Below are 21729 nucleotides of genomic sequence, written 5' to 3' on the forward strand. Positions count from 1 at the left end.
TTACCCGTTTACCTTAATCCAAGCGATTCGCGAGCCTTGGTTAAGAAACTGTTGATTTTCATAAGCTCTTGCGCAACTGTGCAGGCCAAGACGAAGCCGGCACGAGGATAGAAAGCCGGCTCCGATCCCTGGGAATACCCCATGATGCTCAGGTCCGCCGCATCTCCTGGGTCCGTGGGGTCGGCCGGCCGGCGCTGGCACATAGTGGCCTCCTCGTACCGCTGCCAAACGCCGACCGGCCCCCTTCTCTCCAAAAGAACATCAGAACGTGCCAAAGCACGGAGGAATCTGCGTTTCTGCAGGTGAAATCGGAACACCCGTTCTAGCCGTTCCTACACAGTTTCGCTGTGAGGGCAGCCAACGATGAGGGGAAGAATACCCCTTCCATTTCATACATATGGCGCACAAGAGGCTTGCGGCAAGACCCGGCTCCTCCCGTAAAACCGCGACCCAAGCCAGGGCGCGGAAAACGGGAGTTATGATAATGATTTCAGATCATGCGGTTGTGATCGCCGGGGGTGGTCCGACGGGATTGATGCTGGCAGGCGAACTGGCGCTGGCAGGCGTGGACGTTGCCATTGTCGAAAGGCGACCGGATCAGAAACTGGCAGGATTGCGCGCTGGCGGCCTGCATGCGCGCACTCTTGAGGTGCTCGACCAGCGCGGAATTGCGGATCGGTTTCTTTCACAGGGACAGATATCGCCGTCCGTGGGCTTCCACATGATCCGGTTAGACATCAGCGATTTTCCCACGCGCCACAATTATCTGCTGGCGCTGCGGCAAAACCACATCGAGCGCATCCTGGCCGACTGGGTCGGCGAGTTCAAGGTGCCGATCTATCGCGGACACGAGGTTGCGGGGTTTGCCCAGGACGCCAGCGGCGTCGATGTCAAACTGTCCAACGGCCACCGGCTGAAGACGACATATCTGGTTGGTTGCGACGGAGGCCGCAGCACCGTTCGCAAATCAGCCGGTATTGAGTTCGCCGGATGGGATCCGACGATGAGCTGGATGATTGCCGAGGTCGAGATATCGGAAGAGCCGGAATGGGGCTTCCGCAGCAACGCCTTCGGAATTCATGCCCTGGGTAAGATCGAGGACGGCAAAAAAGTTGGCGTCGTGCTGACGGAACCGAACCTGGAGGCGCGCGGCGACCCGACCCTGCGCGAGCTCAGCGAGGCGCTGACTGCCATCTACGGCACCGACTTCGGGGTCCACAGCCCGACCTGGCTCTCCCGCTTCACCGACATGACGCGCCATGCTGCCGCATACCGCGACAGGCGCGTGCTGCTGGCGGGTGATGCCGCGCACATCCATCCGCCAATGGGTGGGCAGGGCCTCAACATCGGCGTGCAGGATGCGGTGAATCTTGGATGGAAGCTGGCCCAAGTCATCAAGGGGATATCGCCGCAAAGCCTGCTCGACAGCTATCACGCCGAGCGTCATCCGGTTGCCGCCCGCGTGTTGCGCAATACGATGGCACAGGTCGCGCTTCGCCGCACGGATGACCGCAGCAAGGCCTTGGCCGACACTGTTGCCGAGTTGCTCGGCATGGATGAAGCCCGCAAGAAAATCGCCGCGGAGATGTCTGGTTTGGGTGTCCATTACGACCTTGGCGAGGGGCATCCACTGCTTGGGCGGCGAATGCCCGATCTCGATCTGACCACCGCTGGCGGACCGTTGCGGGTCTTCACCTGCACGACGCGCAGCCAGTGTTGCTCAACTTCGGTGAGCCCGGCAGGCTGGACCTCGCGCCCTGGGCTGATCGGGTCCGGCAGATCGACGCCGGTTACGCCGGTATCTGGGACCTCCCGGTGCTCGGGAGGGTCGCCGCGCCCTGCGCCGTCTTGATCCGGCCCGATGGTTATGTGGCTTGGGCCGGGGCGGGAACCCAACAGGGGCTGGTGGACGCGCTGACCACCTGGTTCGGGTCGCCTGCTGCCTCAGATTAGCAGATACGATCGAAGCGCAATCGCGCGACCGCCTTGAAAATATTGCGTCGCTCCCTCCGACAGTGCTCCTGACAGTTGGTTGACAGGAGCTTCCTTCTGTGCAGAAATTGGTTGGACCATTGGACCACTTGGAGGAAATGTGGACCAGAACAGCCTGCCACCCATCCAGACGACGGCGCGCGATGACGCCGTGCTGAAGGCGTTGGTGGGCTTTGTTCGCGCCGAGGCCTTGCAGCCGGGCGAGCGGCTTCCAACCGAGCGTATTCTGGCCGAGCGGCTGAAGGTCAGCCGCAACACCGTGCGCGAGGCGCTGACACGCTGGGAAGGGCTCGGCCTCGTCGAGAGGCGCCAGGGCAGCGGCACCTATCTCAAGGCGGCTGTTTCACACGATATGCTGCACATGCCGCTGACGCTGGCGGGCGGCAATGATTTCACCAGCCTGATGCAGACGATGGAGATCCGCCGCGCACTGGAGGCGGAGGCCGCAGCTCTTTGCGCCGAACGCGCCAGCCAGGCAGATATCGCCGAAATCGCACGCAAGCTCGACATCATGGAGCAGGCGTTCCGCACACGCGACGGCATGTCGTCGGAAGAGGATTGGGAGTTCCACCAGGCGATCTACCGGGCCTCGGGTAATCCGCTGTTCGAGCAGATCATCGCCGCCATGTACGAGTTGTTCCACCGCTTCTGGGAGCATCCGCTCGGCGTGCGCGACTTCGGCCACGCCAGCTTTCCCTATCACCGCACCATCTACGAACGCATCGCCGCGCGCGACCCGCAAGGCGCACGCGCCGAGGCGCTCAAGCTGATCGCCACCGTCGAAGACGATCTCAAGCGCGGTGCGGCCAAACTCCAACTTTCGAGCCAGACATGAACGAGCATCCATCAGGTTTCGATCACGACTATCTTGCCGAGGCCGCGACACTCTTGGCGCATGACGAACCGTTCCCTGGCGGCGCGGTGGTGCCGCCGATCTACCAGACCTCGCTGTTCACCTTCGCCAATTATGCCGAGATGGCCGATACCTTTGCCGGGAAACGAAAGCAGCCGATCTATTCGCGTGGCGACAATCCGACGGTGATGGAGTTCGAGGCGCGCGTGGCAGCGCTTGAGGGCGCAGAAGCCGCGCGCGGCTTTTCCAGCGGCATGGCGGCGATCAGCGCCACGGTGCTTGCGTTCGTTGGGGCAGGCGAGCGCATCGTGGCGGTGCGCAATTGCTATGGCGATGCCTACCGGCTGTTCGAGCGGCTGTTGCCTCGGCTCAACATCAAGGTCGACTATGTCGACGGCTCCGACCCGGATGCGGTCGCGGCGGCACTTCCCGGCGCCAAGCTGCTCTACCTGGAAAGCCCGACCTCGATGATGTTCGAGCTGCAGGACATCGCGCATCTGACACGGCTGGCCAAGGAACAGGGCATCGTCACCACCATCGACAATTCCTGGGCGACGCCGGTGTTCCAGAAGCCGATCGCGCATGGCGTCGACCTGGTGCTGCATTCGGCCTCGAAATACCTTGGCGGCCACAGCGACACCGTCGCTGGCGTCGTCGCGGGTTCGGCCGCTCATATCAAGCACATCAACGAGCAGACCTATTCCTATCTCGGCGGCAAGCTGTCGCCATTCGAAGCCTGGCTGTTGCTGCGCGGCTTGCGCACGCTGCCGCTGCGCCTGCCGCACCACATGAAGAGCGGCCTGACCATCGCCGAACGGCTGAAGGCGCATGCCAATGTCGAGCGCGTCAACCATCCTGTCTATTCGAACCATCCGGGCAAGGCGACACTGGCCGGCTATGCCGGTCTGTTCTCCTTCGAGGTGACGGACGAGATCGACATCCCCGTCTTCGTCGATGCGATGAAATATTTCCGCATCGGCGTCAGCTGGGGCGGGCATGAAAGCCTGGTCGTGCCGGCCAAGGCGTCGCTGGAGCAGACGCCTGGCCTGAATTCGATGGCGCGCTTCGGCGTCAGCCCCCGAACCATCCGCTTCAATGTCGGATTGGAGAGTGTCGAAGACCTGTGGGCGGATGTCGCCCAAGCCTTCGAAAAAGCCAGAAAATAACAAGCGGGTTCAAAATGGGAGTCTTGAACATGAAAAAACTGACCGTCATGCTTGCCACCGTTGCGGGACTGGCGATTTCCGCCGGAAATGCCGTGGCCGATTCGACCCTGAAAATGGTCGAAGTCATCACCAGCCCGCCACGCACCGAGTTCCTGAAAAAGCAGATCGCCGAGTTCGAAACAGCCAATCCGGGCATCAAGGTCGAGCTGATCTCGCTGCCCTGGGGCCAGGCCTTCGAGAAATTCCTGACCATGGTGCAGGCCGGCGATACGCCCGACATCGTCGAAATGCCGGAACGCTGGATGGGCCTCTATGCCAACAACGCCCAACTCGAGGATCTTGGCCCCTATATGGCCAAATGGGACGACGCCAAAACGCTGGGCGACCGCGCCAAGCAGTTCGGCTCGACCGTCAACAACACCCAGTTCATGATCCCTTACGGCTACTATGTGAACGCGCTGTTCTGGAACAAGAAACTGTTCAAGGAAGCCGGCCTCGATGGTCCGCCGGCGACGCTCGATGATTTCATCGCCGACGCCAAGAAAATCTCTGCGTTGCCGGGCAAATATGGCTACTGCCTGCGCGGCGGGCCGGGCGCTTTCAACGGCATGCACATGTTCATGAACATCGCCGCCGGCAAGGGCGGCTACTTCAACGAGGATGGCACTTCGACGATCAACGAAGAAGGCTCGGTCAAGGGCCTGCAGATGCTGGCCGACATGTACAAGGACGGACTGGCGCCTAAGGATGCGGTGAGTTGGGGTTTCAACGAAACGGTCACCGGCTTCTATTCCGGCACCTGCGCCATGCTCAACCAGGATCCGGACGCGCTGCTCGGCATTGCCGACAAGATGAGCGCCGACGATTTCGCGGTAGCGCCATTGCCGGTCGGGCCGAGCGGCAAATCCTATCCGACGCTGGGCTATGCCGGCTGGGCGATGTTCGCCAACTCGCAGCACAAGGACGACGCCTGGAAACTGATGGCGACGCTTCTGTCGCCGAAGGACAATCTGGAATGGGCCAAGGAAGTCGGCGTTGTCCCGATCCACAACGGCGCCGACCAGGATCCCCATTTCAAGACGGAGCAGTTCAAGGGCTGGTTTACGGAGCTCAGCGACAGCTCCAAATATGAAATGGTCACCCCGCCGACGCATCTGGAGAACCTCGGCAATTTCGTCGACCAGGTGGCGATCAAGAATTTTCAGGAAGTGCTGCTTGGCCAGAAGACGGCCAAGGACGTCGCCGACCAGTGGGCTGCCTTCCTGACCAAGGAACAGCAGGATTGGCTGGCGAAGAACAAGAAGTAGTTTTTCTTCCCTTCTCCCCGTTCACGGGGAGAAGGTGTCACGAAGTGACGGATGAGGGGCGGCGCCACGCCTCGATAGGTTCGCGCTGCCCCTCATCTGCCTGCCCGTCCTCCGCAGCAGCTGCGGAGGGTGGGACCGGCATCTTCTCCCCGCATAGCGACGGGGAGAAGGACGCTGTCCCCGACGCCGCTCCAGGGAGCTAGATCCACACCCAATGACCTACGCCGTGTCCGAAATACGATCCGCCGACAAGCCGCGTCGCAAGCGGCTATCCCACGCCGCAATCGAGCCATGGCTCTATCTCAGCCCGGCGATCATCCTGCTGATCGTGGTGCTTTTGGTGCCGCTGGTCATCGGCATCAGCTACTCCTTCCGCAAGTTCTCGGCGTTCAAATCCGAATATGTCGGGCTCGGGCAGTATCAGGCGATGCTGTCGGATCAGGTGCTGGGGCAGGCGCTGGTCAACACGTTGTGGTGGACTGTCGCCAGCCTTTTCTTCCAGTTCTTCCTCGGCCTTGGCCTGGCGCTCCTGCTCAACAAGCCGTTTCGCGGCCGCAAGGCAGTACAAGCCCTGGTCTTCCTGCCTTGGGCGGTGCCGTCTTTCCTGTCGGGTCTGACCTGGGCCTGGCTGTTCAATCCGATCATCGGCCCTTTGCCGCACTGGCTGTTTGCACTGGGACTGAAGGCGGAGCCGACCAATGTGCTGTCCGATCCTTCGACTGCCATGTGGGGGCCGATCGTCGCCAACATCTGGTTCGGCATTCCGTTCTTCGCCATCACGCTCTTGGCGGCGCTGAAATCCATTCCGTCGGAACTGCATGAGGCAGCGGCCATCGACGGCGCTTCGCCTTGGCAGCGCTTCACCAAGGTGACGCTGCCGTTTCTGGCGCCGACCATCGCCATCACCGTGATGTTGCGCACCACCTGGATCGCCACCTTCGCCGACCTGATCTTCGTCATGACGGAGGGCGGGCCAGCCGGCTCGACCAACACGGTGCCGGTCTACATCTATGTCAGCGCCTTCAAATCGCTGGACAAGGGCTATGCCTCGGCGGTGGCGGTGCTGCTGCTCGTCCTGCTCATTGCTTATGCGATTGCGCTGATCGGTATCCGCCGCACCCTGGTGAGGCACGTCTGATGATCGCAGGACGCTCAACCTCGCAGCGCTTCTTCGGCGGCATCGGCCTCTACGCGGCAATCGCGGCCTACGTGCTCTTTGCCCTGTTCCCGATCTACTGGACGCTAAAAATCTCGGTCACGCCGGAGCGGCTTCTCTATTCCGAAGGCATCACCTTCTGGCCGTCGCACATGACGCTGCAGAATTTCGTCACCGTGCTCGAGGCCACCGATTTTCCGCGTTATTTCCTCAACAGCGTCATCGTCTCGGTATCGACGGCGGCACTGGTGACAATCATCGCCACGCTCGCCGGCTATGCAATGTCGCGCTTCACCTTTCGCGGCAAGGCGGCACTGGCGCTGATGTTGCTTTTGACCCAGACCTTTCCGCTGGTGATGGTCATTCCGCCGATCTACCGCGTGATGGGTCAGATCGGCCTGATCAACAGCCTGACCGGGCTGATCATCATCTACACCGCCTTCAACACGGCCTTTGCCACCTTCCTGATGCAGTCGTTCTTCGACGGCATTCCGAAGGATCTGGAGGAAGCGGCGATGATCGACGGCTGCACCCGCGCGCAGGCGATGCGCAAGGTGATCGTGCCGCTGACGCTGCCAGGCATGGGCGCCACCCTCGGCTTCGTCTTCACTGCAGCCTGGAGCGAGCTTTTGTTCGCGCTGATGCTGATTTCCAGCGACGATCAGAAGACCTTTGCCGTCGGCCTGCTCACCTTCATCGGCAAGTTCGCCGTCGATTGGGGACAGATGATGGCGGCGTCCATCCTGGCGCTGATCCCGGTCTGCATCTTCTTCGCCTTCCTGCAACGCTATCTCGTCACCGGCCTGACCGCCGGCGCCGTCAAAGGATAGATCTATGGCCTCTGTTACGCTCGAAAAGGTCCGCAAGGACTATGGCGCCGTCCGCGTCCTGCACGCGGTCGACCTTGAAATCGCCGATGGCGAGTTCGTCGTCCTGGTCGGTCCGTCAGGCTGCGGCAAGTCCACACTCTTGCGCATGATCGCCGGGCTGGAGGAAGCTTCCGGCGGCGAGATCCGCATCGGTGAGCGGCTGGTCAACGACGTAGCACCCAAAGACCGCGACATCGCCATGGTGTTCCAGTCCTATGCGCTCTATCCGCATATGGACGTGTCGAAGAACATGGGTTTCAGCCTGCTCTTGAAGAAGGCGCAGAAGACGACGATCGATGCCAGGGTGGACGGCGCCGCCAAGCGGCTCGGGCTCGACACCTTCCTGCAGCGCCTGCCGCGGCAATTGTCGGGCGGCCAGCGCCAGCGCGTCGCCATGGGCCGTGCCATCGTGCGGGATCCCAAGGTCTTCCTGTTCGACGAACCGCTGTCGAACCTCGACGCCAAGCTGCGCGTCCATATGCGCGCCGAGATCAAGGCGCTGCACCAGCAGCTGAAGACGACATCGGTTTATGTCACGCACGACCAGATCGAGGCGATGACCATGGCCGACCGGATCGTCGTCATGCATGACGGGCTGATCCAGCAGGTCGGCGCGCCGCTCGATCTCTATGATCGGCCGGCCAACATGTTCGTCGCCGGTTTCATCGGCTCACCGGGCATGAATTTCCTGCCGGCGACGGTTCGGGAGGGCACTACCCCGGAGGCCGTACTGACCGACGGCCAGGCGCTGAGGCTGCCGGAAGGCCTGCCGCTCAAGGATGGTGACGCCATCACCGTCGGTTTGCGGCCCGAGCATATCAAGTTGGCGGATGACGGCGCGTTGAAGGGCGAGGTGGGGGTGGTCGAGCCGCTCGGACTTTCGACGCAGTTCTACGTCAAGCTGGCCAGCCAGCAGCTTTGCGTCTTTGCCATGGGCCGTGCCGGCGTGAAGCCCGGCGACGAGGTACGGTTGGCGGCCGAACCACACCAGCTGCATCTATTCGATCCGAAGGGCGGTGAGCGCATCGGCTGAGGGGACTCGGCCAGGGCGGATGCGGGCAGCCGGATCAGGCGCAGTTATCGGGCGGGAATACACGGTAACGCTACATTTCAATTGGATAAAATAGCGGAACGTCCAAGAGACATTTCCGGAACCTAACAGGACCGCTTGGACCTTTGCGCGTAGAGCACAAGACCTTAGTCCCGCCGTCTTCTCAAAAGAACGGAGGTTATTTCGCCACGAACTAGGCCGCCGTCGGAGCTAGTCAACACCGACGGCGGCACCTGCAATATGGGTGAGTGGGTTGTGTGCGGATATGGTGTGATCGCGGAAGGTGATTGTAAATCGCTAACCGCGAGGGCTTCTTTTAGACAGCGGCGAGCTGTCCAACGGGTTCTCAGCCGACTTGGCCGATCGCCGCTCCTTCAGCCACAGGGACTTCTTTCTCCTTGCCAGGTTCTCGTCTCGAACGCTGTCTTCGGCGGTCACTCCGCCATGCATCGCGGCAATCACGTAGTCGGCTCTGTTGGTTCGAAAGTCGCCTTTTTGTACGGACATCGTTTTCTCCCAGTGCGAGGCATTTCCCCCCTTTTTGCCTGACGCTGAAACTAACTGCCTATCCGTGGCGCAAGTCTACCAATCGGCGATTGTATTAAAACGATACACTCAGCAGGTATGGTGATGGCACGATCGCACGAGAGGAGCCCATGCCGGCGGGGCTTCTTCATTGACCCGGTTGTGATCCTTGCGGGGGTGCCGCGGCGGGAGGGGCCGGAGCCTGCGGTGCGGGTTCCGTGGAAGGCGGGGCGGGGCTGTCAGGCTGAGGTGCAGGCTGTGCGGCCTCTTCCTCAGTCAGAACCTGGTCAGTCCTGGCCTTGATCTCATCGGCCGTCTGCTGGCTTATCAGCCCGTTGCTGACGGCGAAACCAGCAGCCAGAGCGACAAGGGCTGCAATGATTGCAGCTTTCAACTTCTTCGACATCCATAGGCGCCTTGTTCGTGACACCCAACCCACGGCCAAGGGTGCCGCAACCATGGCGAAGGGTCAATCCTTTGGCTGGAGTCTCTGCTCGGATGCAACGAAATCAATTGGCTACAAACGAAAAACGCCGCCCATTGGGCGGCGTTTCGGCATTGCAGCGGGAAACCCAGATTACTTGATCTTGGTTTCCTTGAATTCGACGTGCTTCTTGGCGACCGGGTCGTACTTGCGGAACGACAGCTTGTCGGTCTTGGTGCGGCTGTTCTTGCTGGTCACGTAGAAGAAACCGGTGTCGGCGGTCGACAGAAGCTTGATCTTGATGTTTGCGGCTTTGGCCATGATATCAGTCCGTTTGTTCGTGGGGTTTTGGCCGCTGGAGCACGGGGAAACACCCGGACGCGGGAAACTTGGCGCGACACATAAAGAACGCGCCCGGAAAGTCAAGCCCGGCAAGCCTCGTGCGATCCGCCTGAGCCTGCTGGTGAACGGAAATCATGCGGTTTCTGTCGCCGGTGCAGCAACCTTCTTCCAGTCTCCGGTCGTGTTCCACCAGCGATTCGGATTGGCGCGGTCGTCCAGCCCCTTGGAACGGCTGGCGAGAATCGGTTGAATGCGGATCACCGGTTCCTGATAGGAATGTGCTTGGAAAATCGCCTCGACGACACGCGCGGCCAGCCCCTGGTCGTCCGGCAGTTCGAAGGAAACCTCGACCGTGCCGGGCCGCCGTCTCAATTCGGTTTCGGCGCCGGCGGCCGCACCGTCAAGCGGCCTGTAGCGTTCGATGCCGTGCGCCGACTGATAGGCATTGCGGTCGTATTTGCCCATGGCCAGCGGCGCAATCGCCACCACGGCATCCATGATGCGGTCGACGTCGGCGGCCGGAGCCTGGAACGTTACGAGCAGAAGCAGTGTCATTCGTAGCGATGTGGTTTCAAAGCCGCTGTCGATCATGGAAGTGTCCTCGAGTGTTTTGGGACGCCTTTTTAGCCCTGTGCTCCTGACACGGTTCTGTCAGCAGCCTGTCTCCGTGCCGTGCCAAATGCATGGCTGGCCACAGTCGCGCTACAGCAGGATCTTGCGAACCAACCTGACGGCGACCAAAGCGATATAGGCGGCGAAGAACAGGCCGAGCGACCAGCCGAAGCCGGACGGGCCGAACGCATCCATGCCGATGCCGATCGCCTGCGGGCCGAGCACCATGCCGACGCCGTAGCACAGCACGAAGGCGGCGTTGGCCGACGCCAGTTCATGGCCGGAAAGCTGCGAGCCGAGATGGGCGAGGCCGATCGTGTACATGGCAGCGACGACGCCGCCCCAGACGAACAGAAGCGCGGCCATCAAATGCCAATTCTGGGCGAAGAAGGGCATGAAGACGGTGCCGATAAGACCGACCGTGGCGCAGGCAATCAGCAGGTAGCGGCGATCGCTGACGCGGTCGCTGATCATGCCGATCGGGATCTGCAACAACACATTGCCGAGGCCGATCATGGTCAGCAGAAGGGCTGCATCGGCTTCGGAGTAGCCGATTCGGCTGCCATAGATCGGGAACAGCGCAAAGCCGCCGGTTTCCACCGCGCCGAACACCAGCACGGCAGCGGTCGCCGACGGCACGAGCCAGATGTAGCGCAGAAAATTGCTGGTTTCGCCATCCGAGGCGATCGACGGGCTCTCGTTGCGTGCTGCCAGCACGGGTATGGCCGCCAGCGTCACCAACGCGATGATAACGCCGAACGGCCTGAAACCGGAACTGCCGAGATGGGCGAACAGCCACGGTCCGGCGGCAAAGCCGAGCGACAGGACAGTGGCGTAAATGCCGAGGACAAGGCCGCGTCGGTGCGGCGGCGCCGAGGTGCTGATCCAGAATTCGGACAGGATGAACAGCACCGTCAGCGCAATGTGCAGCACGATGCGCAGTGGAAACCACATCCAGAAATCGGGTGCGAAATGGAAGCCGACAAAGGCCAGAGCGCCGGCGGCGATCATGGCGATCATGGTCCAGGCAACGCCGAAGCGCATGGCGAGCGGGGTCGCCAGAGGCGCACCGGCGATCGAGGCGAGGCCGGCAACGGCGGTGTTGAGGCCGATCATCGAAGCCGAATGGCCGCGCGTTTCAAGGATGACGCTGAGCAGCGGCATACCGAGGCCGATGGCGATGCCGACGACGCTGATCGACGAGATCGCCGCCACCATCGGCAGCCAGTGTACGCGTTCGTCGCCCTGTGGTTGGGTATCGACCGTCATGGGATGCTGAATACTCTGTCTTTTTGATCTTACGCAATTCCGGGCGGAAAACCGCGTCACACTTTTCCTGGAATTGCTCTAGAGAAGTTCGCGGGTGAAGCGGCTGCGGACAAGCCGGTAGAAGGGCACGGGACCGCCAGGACGCAACAGCGGATCATGGGCGAGGCGCTTTTCCAGCTCGTCCAGGATCATTCGGGTGATATCGGGTATGTCGGCTTCCCTGGCCTTGGCGAGCGGCAGCCAGACCAGCTCTTCGAGCTCGTTGGTGGGACCGCCACCGGGCAGTTCGACGGCGACGTCGTCACGCCAGGCGCTGAAAAAGCGGGTGTCGAAGCGGCGCACCCGGTTGGGCGGCGTGATCGCGCGCGCGACGAAGCGCAGCATGTCCAGCGAGGGTTGCACGCCGTGTTCGGCAAAACCCTGCCAGTCGGACCTGGAGGTTGCGAAGGCACCCTTGCGGCCGATCAGCAGCCCGGCTTCCTCATAGGTTTCGCGGATGGCGGACAGGGCGATGGCGCGGGCTCGTGCGGCGCTTGTGCGCCCTGGCCCGGCGATCAGCCTGGCTTCCTGCTCCGGATGCAGGGCGGCGACGACCGGTATGCGGCTGTCGGCCGGATCGGTGCGGCCGCCGGGAAAGACGAACTTGCCCGGCATGAAGGCGTGGCCGGCATGACGGCGACCCATCAGAACCAGCACATCATCGTCCTTGCGGTCGAGCAGGATGAGGGTTGCCGCGTCGCGCGGGCGGATTGGCCGGTCGCTATGAGCGATCATGCTCCGCTCGATCTTGTCGACTTCCGCCTTGGTCATACCGTCCATGCGCAGGACCTAGCGGAAACTTCTGGCAAGCGAAAGTGGCCTTTCACGGTCGGTATGTTGCACCAGGCAGCATTCTTGGCTGCGGCCTAGGCTCCGGGATGCGGCTCGATCACGTCGTGCTCGCCGCCGAAGCCGTGCATATAGAAGGCCCATTGCAGTCCGATGACGGCACCCTTGATCGGCTGCAGCAGCGCAACCGACAAAAGGATGGTCAGCGGCACCCAGATGGCAATGTGCTGCCATGTGGACAGCGTCGACGTCGCTTCAACGCCCATGAAGGCGCCCAGCACGATATGGCCGACGATGACGATGACGAGATAGGCAGGCAGGTCGTCGGCGCGGTGGTGATGCAGTTCCTCGCCGCAGACACTGCATGTGTCGACGGTCTTGGTGAAAGCGCGAAACAGCTTGCCTTCGCCGCAACGCGGGCAGCGGCCGAGCAGGCCGCGCTTCATCGCCGTCCACAGCGGGCGCGCGGTCCGGCCCGAGTGATGTTCTCCGCCGAAAACCTGTTCTTCCATGGCTGTTGTCATCATCGTCTCCTGCCGCGCGAACCCGGTCGCGATTGCGACGCGCGGGCGCGGCCCTTGGCCTTGTGAAACGACCGCTTGGAGCCCGGCAAAGGCTTCGGGTCGGTCAACATTTCGAAGCGCATCGCGCCGGCCATCGGCGCCACCTCGACGAGTCGGACCTCGACGCGGTCCGCGAGCTGGTAGCCTTTGCCCGAGCGTTCCCCGAACAGGGAGCGGGCCGTTTCATCGTATATATAGTAATCGCCGCCCAGAGTTGACACCGGGATGAAACCATCCGCGCCGTACTGCGGCAATTGGACAAATAGTCCTGACTTGGTGACGCCGGAGATGCGGGCATCGAACCGGTCGTCGACGCGTTCGGCGAGATAGCTGGCGATCAGACGGTCGACCGTGTCCCGCTCGGCCGCCATTGCGCGGCGTTCCGTGCCGGAAATCAGCACGGCGACATCTTCGAGCCGTGCCGCTTCGTCCTGCGTCAGCCCGCCCGAACCCAATCCGAGTGCGGCAATAAGTCCGCGATGCACGATCAAATCGGCGTAGCGGCGGATCGGTGAGGTGAAATGGGCGTAGCGGCGGAGGTTGAGACCGAAATGGCCGATGTTCTTTGGCGAGTATTCGGCTTGGCTCTGCGAGCGCAGAACCACTTCGTTGACCAGGCCTTCATTGTCGGCGCCGCGCACGCGCTCCAAAATGCCGTTGAACTGGCTTGGCTGCATCTGCGCGCCGCGCGCAAGTGACAGGCCCAATGTCTGCAGGAACTCGCGCAGCGATTCCTGTTTGGCCAGCGATGGCGCGTCATGGACGCGATAGACCAGTTCCTGTTTCTTCGCCTCGAGCGTTTCGGCCGCCGCGACATTGGCCTGGATCATGAATTCTTCGATGAGCTTGTGGGCATCGAGCCGGTCCGGCACGATGACGCGATCGACGGTGCCGTCCGGCTTTAGCACGATCTTGCGCTCCGGCAGGTCGAGTTCGAGCGGCTGGCGGCCATCGCGGCCGCGCTTCAGGATCGCATAGGCGTCCCACAGTGGCTTCAGCACGGTTTTGAGGATCGGGCCTGTCTTGTCGTCCGGCGCGCCCTCGATCGCCGCCTGAGCCTGCTGGTAGGCGAGCTTTGCCGCCGACTTCATCATTACGCGATGGAAGGAGTGCCTGAGCTTGCGGCCCTCGGCCGAAAAAACCATGCGCACTGCCAATGCCGGCCGGTCCTGGCCCTCGCGCAGCGAGCAGAGATCGTTGGAGATGCGCTCGGGCAGCATCGGCACGACGCGATCCGGGAAATACACCGAATTGCCGCGCTTCAGCGCTTCGCGGTCGAGTGCCGTGCCGTAGCGCACATAGGCGGCGACGTCGGCGATGGCGACAGTGGCGACCACGCCGCCCGGGTTCTTCTCGTCGAGATCCGGCGTGGCGAAGACGGCGTCGTCATGATCCTTGGCGTCGGCCGGATCGATGGTGATCAACGGCAGGTCGCGCCAATCCTCGCGGTGATCCAGCGTCGCGGGTTTGACCGCTTCGGATTCTGCGATGACGTCGGCCGGGAAGATATGCGGAATGTCGTGTGCGTGGATGGCGATCATCGAGACCGCCTTTTCGCTGGTCAGCGAGCCCAGCACGTTGAGCACCTTGGCCCTCGGCAGCCCATAGCGGGAAGCCCGCGCCGGCTCGACCTCGACCAGGTCACCGTTCTTGGCGCCGTTCTGGAATTCCTTGTCGACGATCAGTTCGGGCTGGCGCCGTTCCACCGGTTCGATGCGGAAGGTGCCGTCCTGCAAGATGCGAAAGACACCGAGCACGGCATCGGTACGTTTTTCGAAAATCTTCACCACCCGCCCGGTGTAGGCGGGGCCGCCCAGGGCGACGTTCGTGTCGTCGGCCGGAAAGGTCTTGGCCAGCACGCGGTCGCCAATGCCGGGCGCCGGTCCACTGCCACTGCGCGACAGGCGGATGGAAACGATGGGCGGCGGTCCATTGGCCGTGTGTTCGGTAGGACGCGCCAAGAGCACGCCATCGGCATCACGGTCGAAAATATCGAGGACCGTGACATGGGGCAGGGCGCCGACGCGGGCCAACCCCTTGCGCTCCTTGGTAAGGACGCCTTCGTCCTGCAAGTCGCGCAAAATGTCCTTCAGCCAGATGCGGTCGTCGCCGCGCAGCGCGAACGCCTTTGCGATGTCGCGTTTGCCGGCGCGATCGGGATTTTCGGCGATGTAGCGCAGGATTTCGTCACGCGACGGTCGGTAGTCGTCCTTGACCTTGGCCCTGGTGTCGGCGGTGCGCGGATCGCCGTGGGTTCTGCCGGTGATCTTGCGCGCCACGCTGCCCTATCCTTTTTTCTTCGCGGCCGGCTTCTTGGCTGCCACTTTCTTGGTTGCCGGGGCCTTGGCCGCTGCTGCCTTGCGGAAAGGTTTCTTGCCGCCGCCGCCCTTGGCTTCCTTCTCGGCAATCAGCGCCAGCGCGTCCTCGATGGTCACCGACTGTGGATCCCTGCCCTTGGGCAGGGTGGCGTTGACCTTGCCGAAATTCACGTAAGGTCCGTATTTGCCGTCGCGCACGACGATCTTGCCGCCGCCATCGGGATGGTCGCCAAGTTCCTTGAGCGCAGCGGCAGTGCCGCCATTGCGGCCACCCTTGCCCTTCAACTGCTTCTCGGCGATCACCGACACGGCGCGGTTGAGGCCGATCGAGAACACGTCCTCGATGCTCTCGAGATTGGCATAGGTGCCGTCATGCAGCACGAACGGACCGTAGCGGCCGAGCCCTGCCGAGATCATCTTGGCGGTTTCCGGATGCTGGCCGACATCGCGCGGCAGCGACAGCAGCGCCAACGCCTTCTCATGGTCTATCGACTCGGCCGTCCAGCCCTTGGGCAGGCTGGAGCGCTTGGCTTCCTTGCCGTCGCCGCGCTGCAGGTAGGGGCCGAAGCGGCCGCTCCGCAGCGTGATTTCCTCTGACGTGTAGGGATCCTTACCGATGACCTTGGTGCCGTCCTCGCCGCCGCCATTCTCGCCATTCGGATTGGCGGCGTCGCCGAGCTGGCGGGTGAAGGAGCATTCGGGATAGTTGGAGCAACCGACGAAGGCGCCGAACTTGCCGAGTTTCAGCGACAGATTGCCGGTGCCGCATTTCGGGCAGATGCGCGGGTTCGAACCGTCTTCGCGCGCGGGAAACACCAGCGGCGCCAGTTCCTCATTGAGCGCGTCGAGCACGTCGGTGACGCGCAGTTCCTTGATGTCGGCGACGGCACCGGAAAAATCCTTCCAGAAATCGCGCAGCACGTCCTTCCAGGCGAGCTTGCCGTCCGAGATCTCGTCGAGCTTTTCCTCGAGGGACGCGGTGAAGTCGTACTCGACATAGCGCTTGAAGAAGCTTTCGAGGAAGGCCGACAGCAGCCGGCCCTTGGCCTGCGGCACCAGCCGGCGCTTGTCGATGGTGACATAGTCGCGGTCTTCGAGCGTCTTCAGGATCGCCGTATAGGTGGAAGGCCGACCGATGCCGAGTTCTTCCAGCTTCTTGATCAGCGACGCCTCGGAATAGCGCGGCGGCGGCTCGGTGGTGTGCTGGGTGGCATTGATCGCCTGGCGGGCAAGCTGCTCGCCGGCGCGGATTTCGGGCAGGCGACGATTTTCCTCGTCTTCCGTATCGTCGTCCTTCTGGTCGGTGTAGGCGGCAATGAAGCCGTCGAAGCGAACGACCGAGCCGACGGCGCGAAGCTCGGCGGTGCGCGATCCATTGACCGCTTCGATCTCGGCGGTGGTGCGCTCGATCTCGGCCGACTGCATCTGGCTGGCGATGGCGCGCTTCCAGATCAGCTCATAGAGCCGCATCTGGTCGGAATCGAGATATTGCCTGACCGATGCCGGCGTGCGCATGAAATCCGTCGGGCGGATCGCCTCGTGCGCTTCCTGGGCGTTCTTGGCCTTGGCCGTATACTGGCGCGGCTTTTCCGGCAGGTATTTTGCGCCGAATTCCTTGGTAATGGCGTCGCGTGCGGCGTCGATCGCCTCGGGTGCCATCTGCACGCCGTCGGTTCGCATATAGGTGATGAGACCTGTGGTCTCGCCGCCGATCTCCATGCCTTCATAGAGGCGTTGCGCCACCTGCATGGTGCGGCTGGCCGAGAAGCCGAGACCTGACGAAGCGGCCTGCTGCAGGGTCGAAGTGGTGAAGGGCGGGCCGGGATTGCGCTTGGTCGGCTTGGCTTCCACCGACACCGCCTTGAAGGTTGCGCCATCAAGCATCGACTTGATGTCGTCGGCCTGCGCCTTGTTGGAAATGTCGAGCTTTTGCAGCTTCTTGCGGTCGAAGGCGGTCAGCCGCGCTTCAAAATTCTCGTTGCGCGGCGTGCCCAGCAGGGCGGCGATCTGCCAGTATTCCTCGCGGATGAAGCGCTCGATCTCGGATTCGCGGTCGCAGACGAGACGCAACGCAACCGACTGGACGCGGCCGGCCGAGCGGGCGCCCGGCAGCTTGCGCCACAGCACCGGCGACAGCGTGAAGCCGACGAGATAATCCAGCGCCCGGCGGGCGAGGTAGGCATCGACCAGCGGTGCATCGATCTGGCGCGGATTGGCCATCGCCTCCAGCACCGACGATTTGGTGATGGCGTTGAAGACGACGCGGCTGACCGGCTTGTCCTTCAGCGCGCGCTTCTGCTTCAGCACTTCCAGCACATGCCAGGAAATCGCTTCGCCTTCGCGATCCGGATCGGTGGCGAGGATCAGGCCGTCGGCGTCCTTGACCGCCTTGGCGATGTCGGCGAGGCGTTTGCCAGAGGCGGTGTCGACCGCCCAGGACATGGCGAAATCCTCATCCGGACGCACCGAGCCATCCTTGGCCGGCAAATCCCTGACATGGCCGAACGAGGCCAGAACCTTGTAGTTCTTGCCGAGGTATTTGTTGATTGTCTTCGCCTTGGCCGGCGATTCGACGACGACGACGTCCATGAGGTCTCATATCAGCTGTGGTGCGGCAGAAGAATTCCGCTGCGCGCGACGAAATCTCGTTCTATTTGTCGCTCACATGGCCGCGCTTTTGCATCCGGTCAAGGGGAAGCGCCCAAATTGCGGGCCGGTCCGCAGCAATACACTCTAAGAGTGTATGGAGAAAATCACAGAATTTTGGGAAAGGGAGATGTGGTGCCGAGCCGGCGAAAACGACCTGGTTTCACTTTTCCACCGAGTCGCGGAGTGACGGCCGGGAATAGCGTCGGTTCGACGCCAGAACGGCTGATTGATGCTGGCCGCCGGCGGCATGAAGCGATGCCCGGCGACCAGTCAGCAGGCGGGACTGGGATAGAGTGGCTTAGTCGGCCTTGACGATGTGCCAGACTTCGCCGACGCCGTCGCCGGTCACGTCGCCGGGCTTCTTGTCCTTTATGAAGGTGTAGACCGGCTTGCCGTCATAGGCCCACATCTTGGTGCCGTCGGTGCGGTCGACAACGGTCCATTCGTCATCCGCCTTGGCGCCGGCTTCGGCCTTCAGCGGCGGCCAGTTGGTGGCGCATTTGTCATAGCAGTTGGTCTTGCCCTTCTCGTCCTTGTCATAGGTGTAAAGCGTCATGCCGTTGGCGTCGGTGTAGATCTTGGTGCCATTGACCTCGGCTTCCTTCCACGCGTCGGCGGCGAAGGATGCGGCTGTGCTGAGTAGAAGCGCTGCCAGTCCTGCGGTTATGGTTTTCATGGAAATCTCCCTGACTGATATCTGGAGACGCGCGGGAAATCGCGGCCTCACAGCATCAACGCCTGCGGGCTGTGGTTTCTTCCTGGCAAGTGCGTCGGGCAATGGATGATCTTGCCAACACAATGGTGATTGGTGGACAAGGCTGCGCGTCGCTATATCGGCGTCACGGCATTGGAGTTCTTGGAAATGGCATTGGACATCGGCTATGTCAGCGCGATCGGGGCGGGAGCTATCTCGTTCCTGTCGCCTTGCGTGCTGCCGCTGGTGCCGCCTTATCTCTGTTATATGGCCGGCGTGTCGGTCGACGATTTCCGCGGCAATGCCGGTGCGACAGCGCGTGAAGGCGCACGCGGCGCGCTGCTCTTTTCCTCGATCGCCTTCGTGCTCGGCTTCTCGACCGTCTTTGTCGCGCTGGGCGCCGGCGCCTCGACCATCGGCCGGCTGCTGCGCGTCTGGCAGGAGCCGCTGGCAATGGGCGCCGGTGTGCTGATCATCCTGATGGGCCTGAATTTCCTCGGCATCCTGCGCATTCCGCTGCTGTCGCGCGAGGCGCGCTTCCAGTCGCAGGGCAAGCCGGCAAGTGCCGTCGCGGCCTATGTCATGGGACTGGCCTTCGCCTTCGGCTGGACGCCCTGCATCGGCCCGGTGCTGGGGCCGATCCTGACGCTGGCAGGTGGCCGCGAAACGGTGGGCGAGGGCGCGCTGCTGCTCGCCGCCTATTCGCTCGGGCTGGGCATCCCATTCCTGATCGCCGCACTGTTTTCCGGCGCCTTCATGCGCTTCCTCGGCAAATTCCGCGTCCATCTCGGCCGCGTCGAAAAAGCGATCGGCGCGCTGCTGGTCGTCGCCGGGGTGTTTTTCCTCACTGGTGGCGTGCAGACGGTGTCGTATTGGCTGCTGGAGAATTTTCCGGTGCTGGGGCGGCTGGGGTAGGTTTGATCTAAATTTGGATGCGGCTCACCGCAACGCGGTCACGAGCTACCGTGGGATCGCTGAGAACTCGCTCGATCCAAGAATGGGTATCCGGACTTGGAAAAGCGATCTTGCCAATCGCCGTGGTGTCATTTTGCCAAATTTCTTCGCGCATTAATCCTCGATCTTTCAGCTCCTTCAGGCATTCAAGCGTTGCCATGGCAATGGGCGCAAATCGCACTATCTTTTCGATATCGAATCCTGCCTCCCGAATGTCGCGAGCCAAAGTTACAACCGCGAAATGTGATGCTGTTTCGGCTTCGCTGTATCCGCTCTCGAGAGACAGTAGCGCGACACCTGCTCCGTAGGGGGTGATGTCAACGCCAAGATACCTTGCAAAGTTCTCTACACTACCAAGCCTTGAATTTTTCTGGTCGGCGCTCGAAACAATTTCTCGCGAGATATTCGACTGCTTTTTTGAAAACGGCCACATGTGAATTATCCCCGAGACGATTAGAAAATTTAACATGATCTAACAGCACCGGCTATCGCTTTGCTTTTGCTTAGGGCGACGCGGATGCCTACGGCAACGCGGATCGAATCCTGAACGCCTCCGCTCCCACCTCACCGGAATTTAACCGCATTGGTGAAGCATGGCGCCACTGCTAGCATGCTTTGATTCCCAACCCTTTTCATATGGTTGTCGTTCCATGAGCCAGAGATCCTGCCTGTCCGTCATCCTTGCCGCCGGCGAAGGCACGCGCATGAAGAGCGTGCTGCCGAAGGTGCTGCACCAGATCGCCGGCCTGCCGATGGTCGCCCATGTGGTGAAGGCGGCCGAAGCCGCTGGTGCCGGCAGCCAGGCGCTGGTGATCGGCCATGGGGCCGAAGAGATGCGCAAGGCGGCGGCGAAATTCGCTCCGAAGGCCGAGACCTTCGTGCAGGACAAGCGCCTCGGCACCGCGCATGCCGTGCTCGCCGCGCGCGATGCGGTATCAAAGGGTTATGACGATATCCTGGTGATGTTCGGCGACACGCCGCTGATCGACGCGGATGCGCTGACCGTGGCGCGGCTGAAACTGGCGGAAGGTGCGGCCGTCGTCGTGGTTGGCTTCCGTCCGCCCAGCCCGACGGGCTATGGCCGGCTGATCGAAAAGGACGGCAAGCTGGTCGCCATCCGCGAGGAAAAGGATTGCTCCGAGGAGGAGAAAAAAATCGGCTTCTGCAATGCCGGGATGATGGCGGTAGCCGGCGCCCATGCGCTGAAGCTGCTCGATCAGGTCGGCAACAAGAATGCCAAGGGCGAGTACTACCTCACCGACATTGTCGAGATCGCCAGCGGGCGCGGCCTTGACGTCGTCGCCACCGAAGCCAGCTTCGAGAGCGCGCTCGGCATCAACAATCGCGCCGAACTGGCGCAAGCTGAGGGTATCTGGCAGGCGCGTCGCCGACACGAAGCGATGCTGTCGGGTGTGACGCTGATTGCGCCGGAGACGGTGTATTTCTCGCACGACACCGAGATTGGCGCTGACACCATCGTCGAGCCCAATGTCTGGTTCGGCCCGGGCGTGAAGATCGCCACGGGCGCCAAGATCCATGCGTTCAGCCATATCGAAGGCGCCACCATTGCGTCCAATTGCGATGTCGGGCCGTATGCGCGGCTGCGGCCGGGTGCGGATCTCCGGAACAAGGCCAAAGTCGGCAATTTCTGCGAGGTCAAGCAGGCCGTTATCGAGGAGGGCGCCAAGGTCAACCATTTGACCTATATCGGCGATGCCCGCGTCGGTGCGGGAGCCAACATTGGCGCCGGCACCATCACCTGCAACTATGACGGCTATTCGAAATTCTTCACCGACATCGGCGAGGGCGCCTTTGTCGGCTCGAATTCGTCGCTGGTGGCGCCTGTCACCATCGGCAAGGGCGGCTACATCGCCTCGGGCAGCGTGATCACCGAAAGCGTGCCCGACGATGCGCTGGCCTTCGGCCGCGCCCGCCAGAAGACGATTCCAGGCAAGGGCAAGGAATTGCGCGAGCGCTTTGCTTCGGCCGCGGCTGCGAAGAAAAAGTAAAACCGGCCCGCAAAAAACCGAACGATTGCAGTAACCGGATTGCAAGAGCGGTCTGTCATGGTGCATCGACAAGAATGAGCGTTCCGTTACACGGGACGAAATGCAATGTGACTTTCACGGCAGGCCGGCCATCCCTAAATAGTGCTGG

The 21729-nt window shown here is 62.1% G+C and carries 18 protein-coding genes and 1 pseudogene; 9 read left to right on the forward strand and 10 right to left on the reverse strand.

Annotated features, from left to right (window positions below):
* Window positions 1-484: 484 nt before the first annotated feature.
* The 7 genes and pseudogenes from NKH95_RS06320 (at window position 485) to NKH95_RS06350 (ending at window position 8376) form a co-directional block, all read left to right on the forward strand.
* Window positions 485-1953: pseudogene (locus NKH95_RS06320) on the forward strand (FAD-dependent monooxygenase).
* A 139-nt stretch (window positions 1954-2092) separates the two neighbouring features.
* Window positions 2093-2827 carry a FadR/GntR family transcriptional regulator gene (locus tag NKH95_RS06325; RefSeq protein ID WP_128303389.1) on the forward strand — a complete coding sequence of 245 codons (735 nt, stop codon included), beginning with the start codon at window positions 2093-2095 and terminating at the stop codon, window positions 2825-2827.
* On the forward strand, window positions 2824-4011 hold the full coding sequence (locus NKH95_RS06330) for a PLP-dependent transferase (RefSeq protein ID WP_352751465.1): 1188 nt from the start codon (window positions 2824-2826) through the stop codon (window positions 4009-4011). The genes NKH95_RS06325 and NKH95_RS06330 overlap by 4 nt, the downstream gene beginning before the upstream one ends.
* Window positions 4012-4040: 29 nt before the next feature.
* On the forward strand, window positions 4041-5318 hold the full coding sequence (locus tag NKH95_RS06335; protein WP_127296148.1) for an ABC transporter substrate-binding protein: 1278 nt from the start codon (window positions 4041-4043) through the stop codon (window positions 5316-5318).
* Window positions 5319-5532: 214 nt separating this feature from the next.
* Window positions 5533-6456, forward strand: a complete 924-nt coding sequence (locus tag NKH95_RS06340; protein ID WP_352891202.1) for a carbohydrate ABC transporter permease — start codon at window positions 5533-5535, stop codon at window positions 6454-6456.
* Window positions 6456-7304 (forward strand): carbohydrate ABC transporter permease, encoded by an 849-nt coding sequence (locus tag NKH95_RS06345; protein WP_027036797.1) that lies wholly within the window; start codon window positions 6456-6458, stop codon window positions 7302-7304. The genes NKH95_RS06340 and NKH95_RS06345 overlap by 1 nt, the downstream gene beginning before the upstream one ends.
* A 4-nt stretch (window positions 7305-7308) precedes the next feature.
* Window positions 7309-8376, forward strand: a complete 1068-nt coding sequence (locus NKH95_RS06350; RefSeq protein ID WP_352891204.1) for an ABC transporter ATP-binding protein — start codon at window positions 7309-7311, stop codon at window positions 8374-8376.
* Between the two features lie 315 nt (window positions 8377-8691).
* Here the strand turns inward: NKH95_RS06350 and NKH95_RS06355 are convergent, their stop codons facing one another.
* The 9 genes from NKH95_RS06355 to NKH95_RS06395 form a co-directional block, all read right to left on the reverse strand.
* Window positions 8692-8901 (reverse strand): hypothetical protein, encoded by a 210-nt coding sequence (locus tag NKH95_RS06355; RefSeq protein ID WP_013531922.1) that lies wholly within the window; start codon window positions 8899-8901, stop codon window positions 8692-8694.
* Window positions 8902-9496: 595 nt separating this feature from the next.
* Window positions 9497-9664 carry a 50S ribosomal protein L33 gene (gene rpmG / locus NKH95_RS06360; protein ID WP_006201775.1) on the reverse strand — a complete coding sequence of 56 codons (168 nt, stop codon included), beginning with the start codon at window positions 9662-9664 and terminating at the stop codon, window positions 9497-9499.
* A gap of 153 nt (window positions 9665-9817) precedes the next feature.
* Window positions 9818-10276, reverse strand: a complete 459-nt coding sequence (locus tag NKH95_RS06365; protein WP_128364706.1) for a YqfO family protein — start codon at window positions 10274-10276, stop codon at window positions 9818-9820.
* A gap of 111 nt (window positions 10277-10387) precedes the next feature.
* Complete coding sequence (locus NKH95_RS06370) at window positions 10388-11566, reverse strand: MFS transporter (protein ID WP_023810543.1); 1179 nt, start codon at window positions 11564-11566, stop codon at window positions 10388-10390.
* A 78-nt stretch (window positions 11567-11644) separates the two neighbouring features.
* A complete protein-coding gene (locus NKH95_RS06375; RefSeq protein ID WP_352796873.1) occupies window positions 11645-12385 on the reverse strand; it encodes an NUDIX hydrolase in 741 nt (246 codons plus the stop codon).
* Window positions 12386-12471: 86 nt separating this feature from the next.
* Complete coding sequence (locus NKH95_RS06380; protein WP_352796893.1) at window positions 12472-12906, reverse strand: DUF983 domain-containing protein; 435 nt, start codon at window positions 12904-12906, stop codon at window positions 12472-12474.
* 11 nt (window positions 12907-12917) lie between these two features.
* Entirely contained in the window at window positions 12918-15236 is a 2319-nt protein-coding gene (gene rnr, locus NKH95_RS06385; protein ID WP_352891205.1) for a ribonuclease R, read from the reverse strand.
* 6 nt (window positions 15237-15242) lie between these two features.
* A complete protein-coding gene (gene topA / locus NKH95_RS06390) occupies window positions 15243-17864 on the reverse strand; it encodes a type I DNA topoisomerase (protein WP_352440272.1) in 2622 nt (873 codons plus the stop codon).
* A 358-nt stretch (window positions 17865-18222) separates the two neighbouring features.
* On the reverse strand, window positions 18223-18600 hold the full coding sequence (locus NKH95_RS06395) for a COG4315 family predicted lipoprotein (protein ID WP_128303545.1): 378 nt from the start codon (window positions 18598-18600) through the stop codon (window positions 18223-18225).
* 186 nt (window positions 18601-18786) lie between these two features.
* On the opposite strand from NKH95_RS06395, the gene NKH95_RS06400 reads away from it, so the two are divergent.
* The gene (locus NKH95_RS06400; protein ID WP_023810549.1) at window positions 18787-19533 is read left to right on the forward strand and encodes a cytochrome c biogenesis CcdA family protein; all 747 of its coding nucleotides are present in this window, start codon (window positions 18787-18789) and stop codon (window positions 19531-19533) included.
* 7 nt (window positions 19534-19540) lie between these two features.
* Here the strand turns inward: NKH95_RS06400 and NKH95_RS06405 are convergent, their stop codons facing one another.
* A complete protein-coding gene (locus NKH95_RS06405) occupies window positions 19541-20005 on the reverse strand; it encodes a hypothetical protein (protein ID WP_023810550.1) in 465 nt (154 codons plus the stop codon).
* Between the two features lie 217 nt (window positions 20006-20222).
* On the opposite strand from NKH95_RS06405, the gene glmU reads away from it, so the two are divergent.
* Complete coding sequence (glmU, locus tag NKH95_RS06410) at window positions 20223-21581, forward strand: bifunctional UDP-N-acetylglucosamine diphosphorylase/glucosamine-1-phosphate N-acetyltransferase GlmU (protein WP_352891206.1); 1359 nt, start codon at window positions 20223-20225, stop codon at window positions 21579-21581.
* The last annotated feature ends 148 nt before the right edge of the window (window positions 21582-21729 follow it).

The organism is Mesorhizobium sp. M0848, from assembly GCF_040319805.1.
GTDB lineage: Bacteria > Pseudomonadota > Alphaproteobacteria > Rhizobiales > Rhizobiaceae > Mesorhizobium.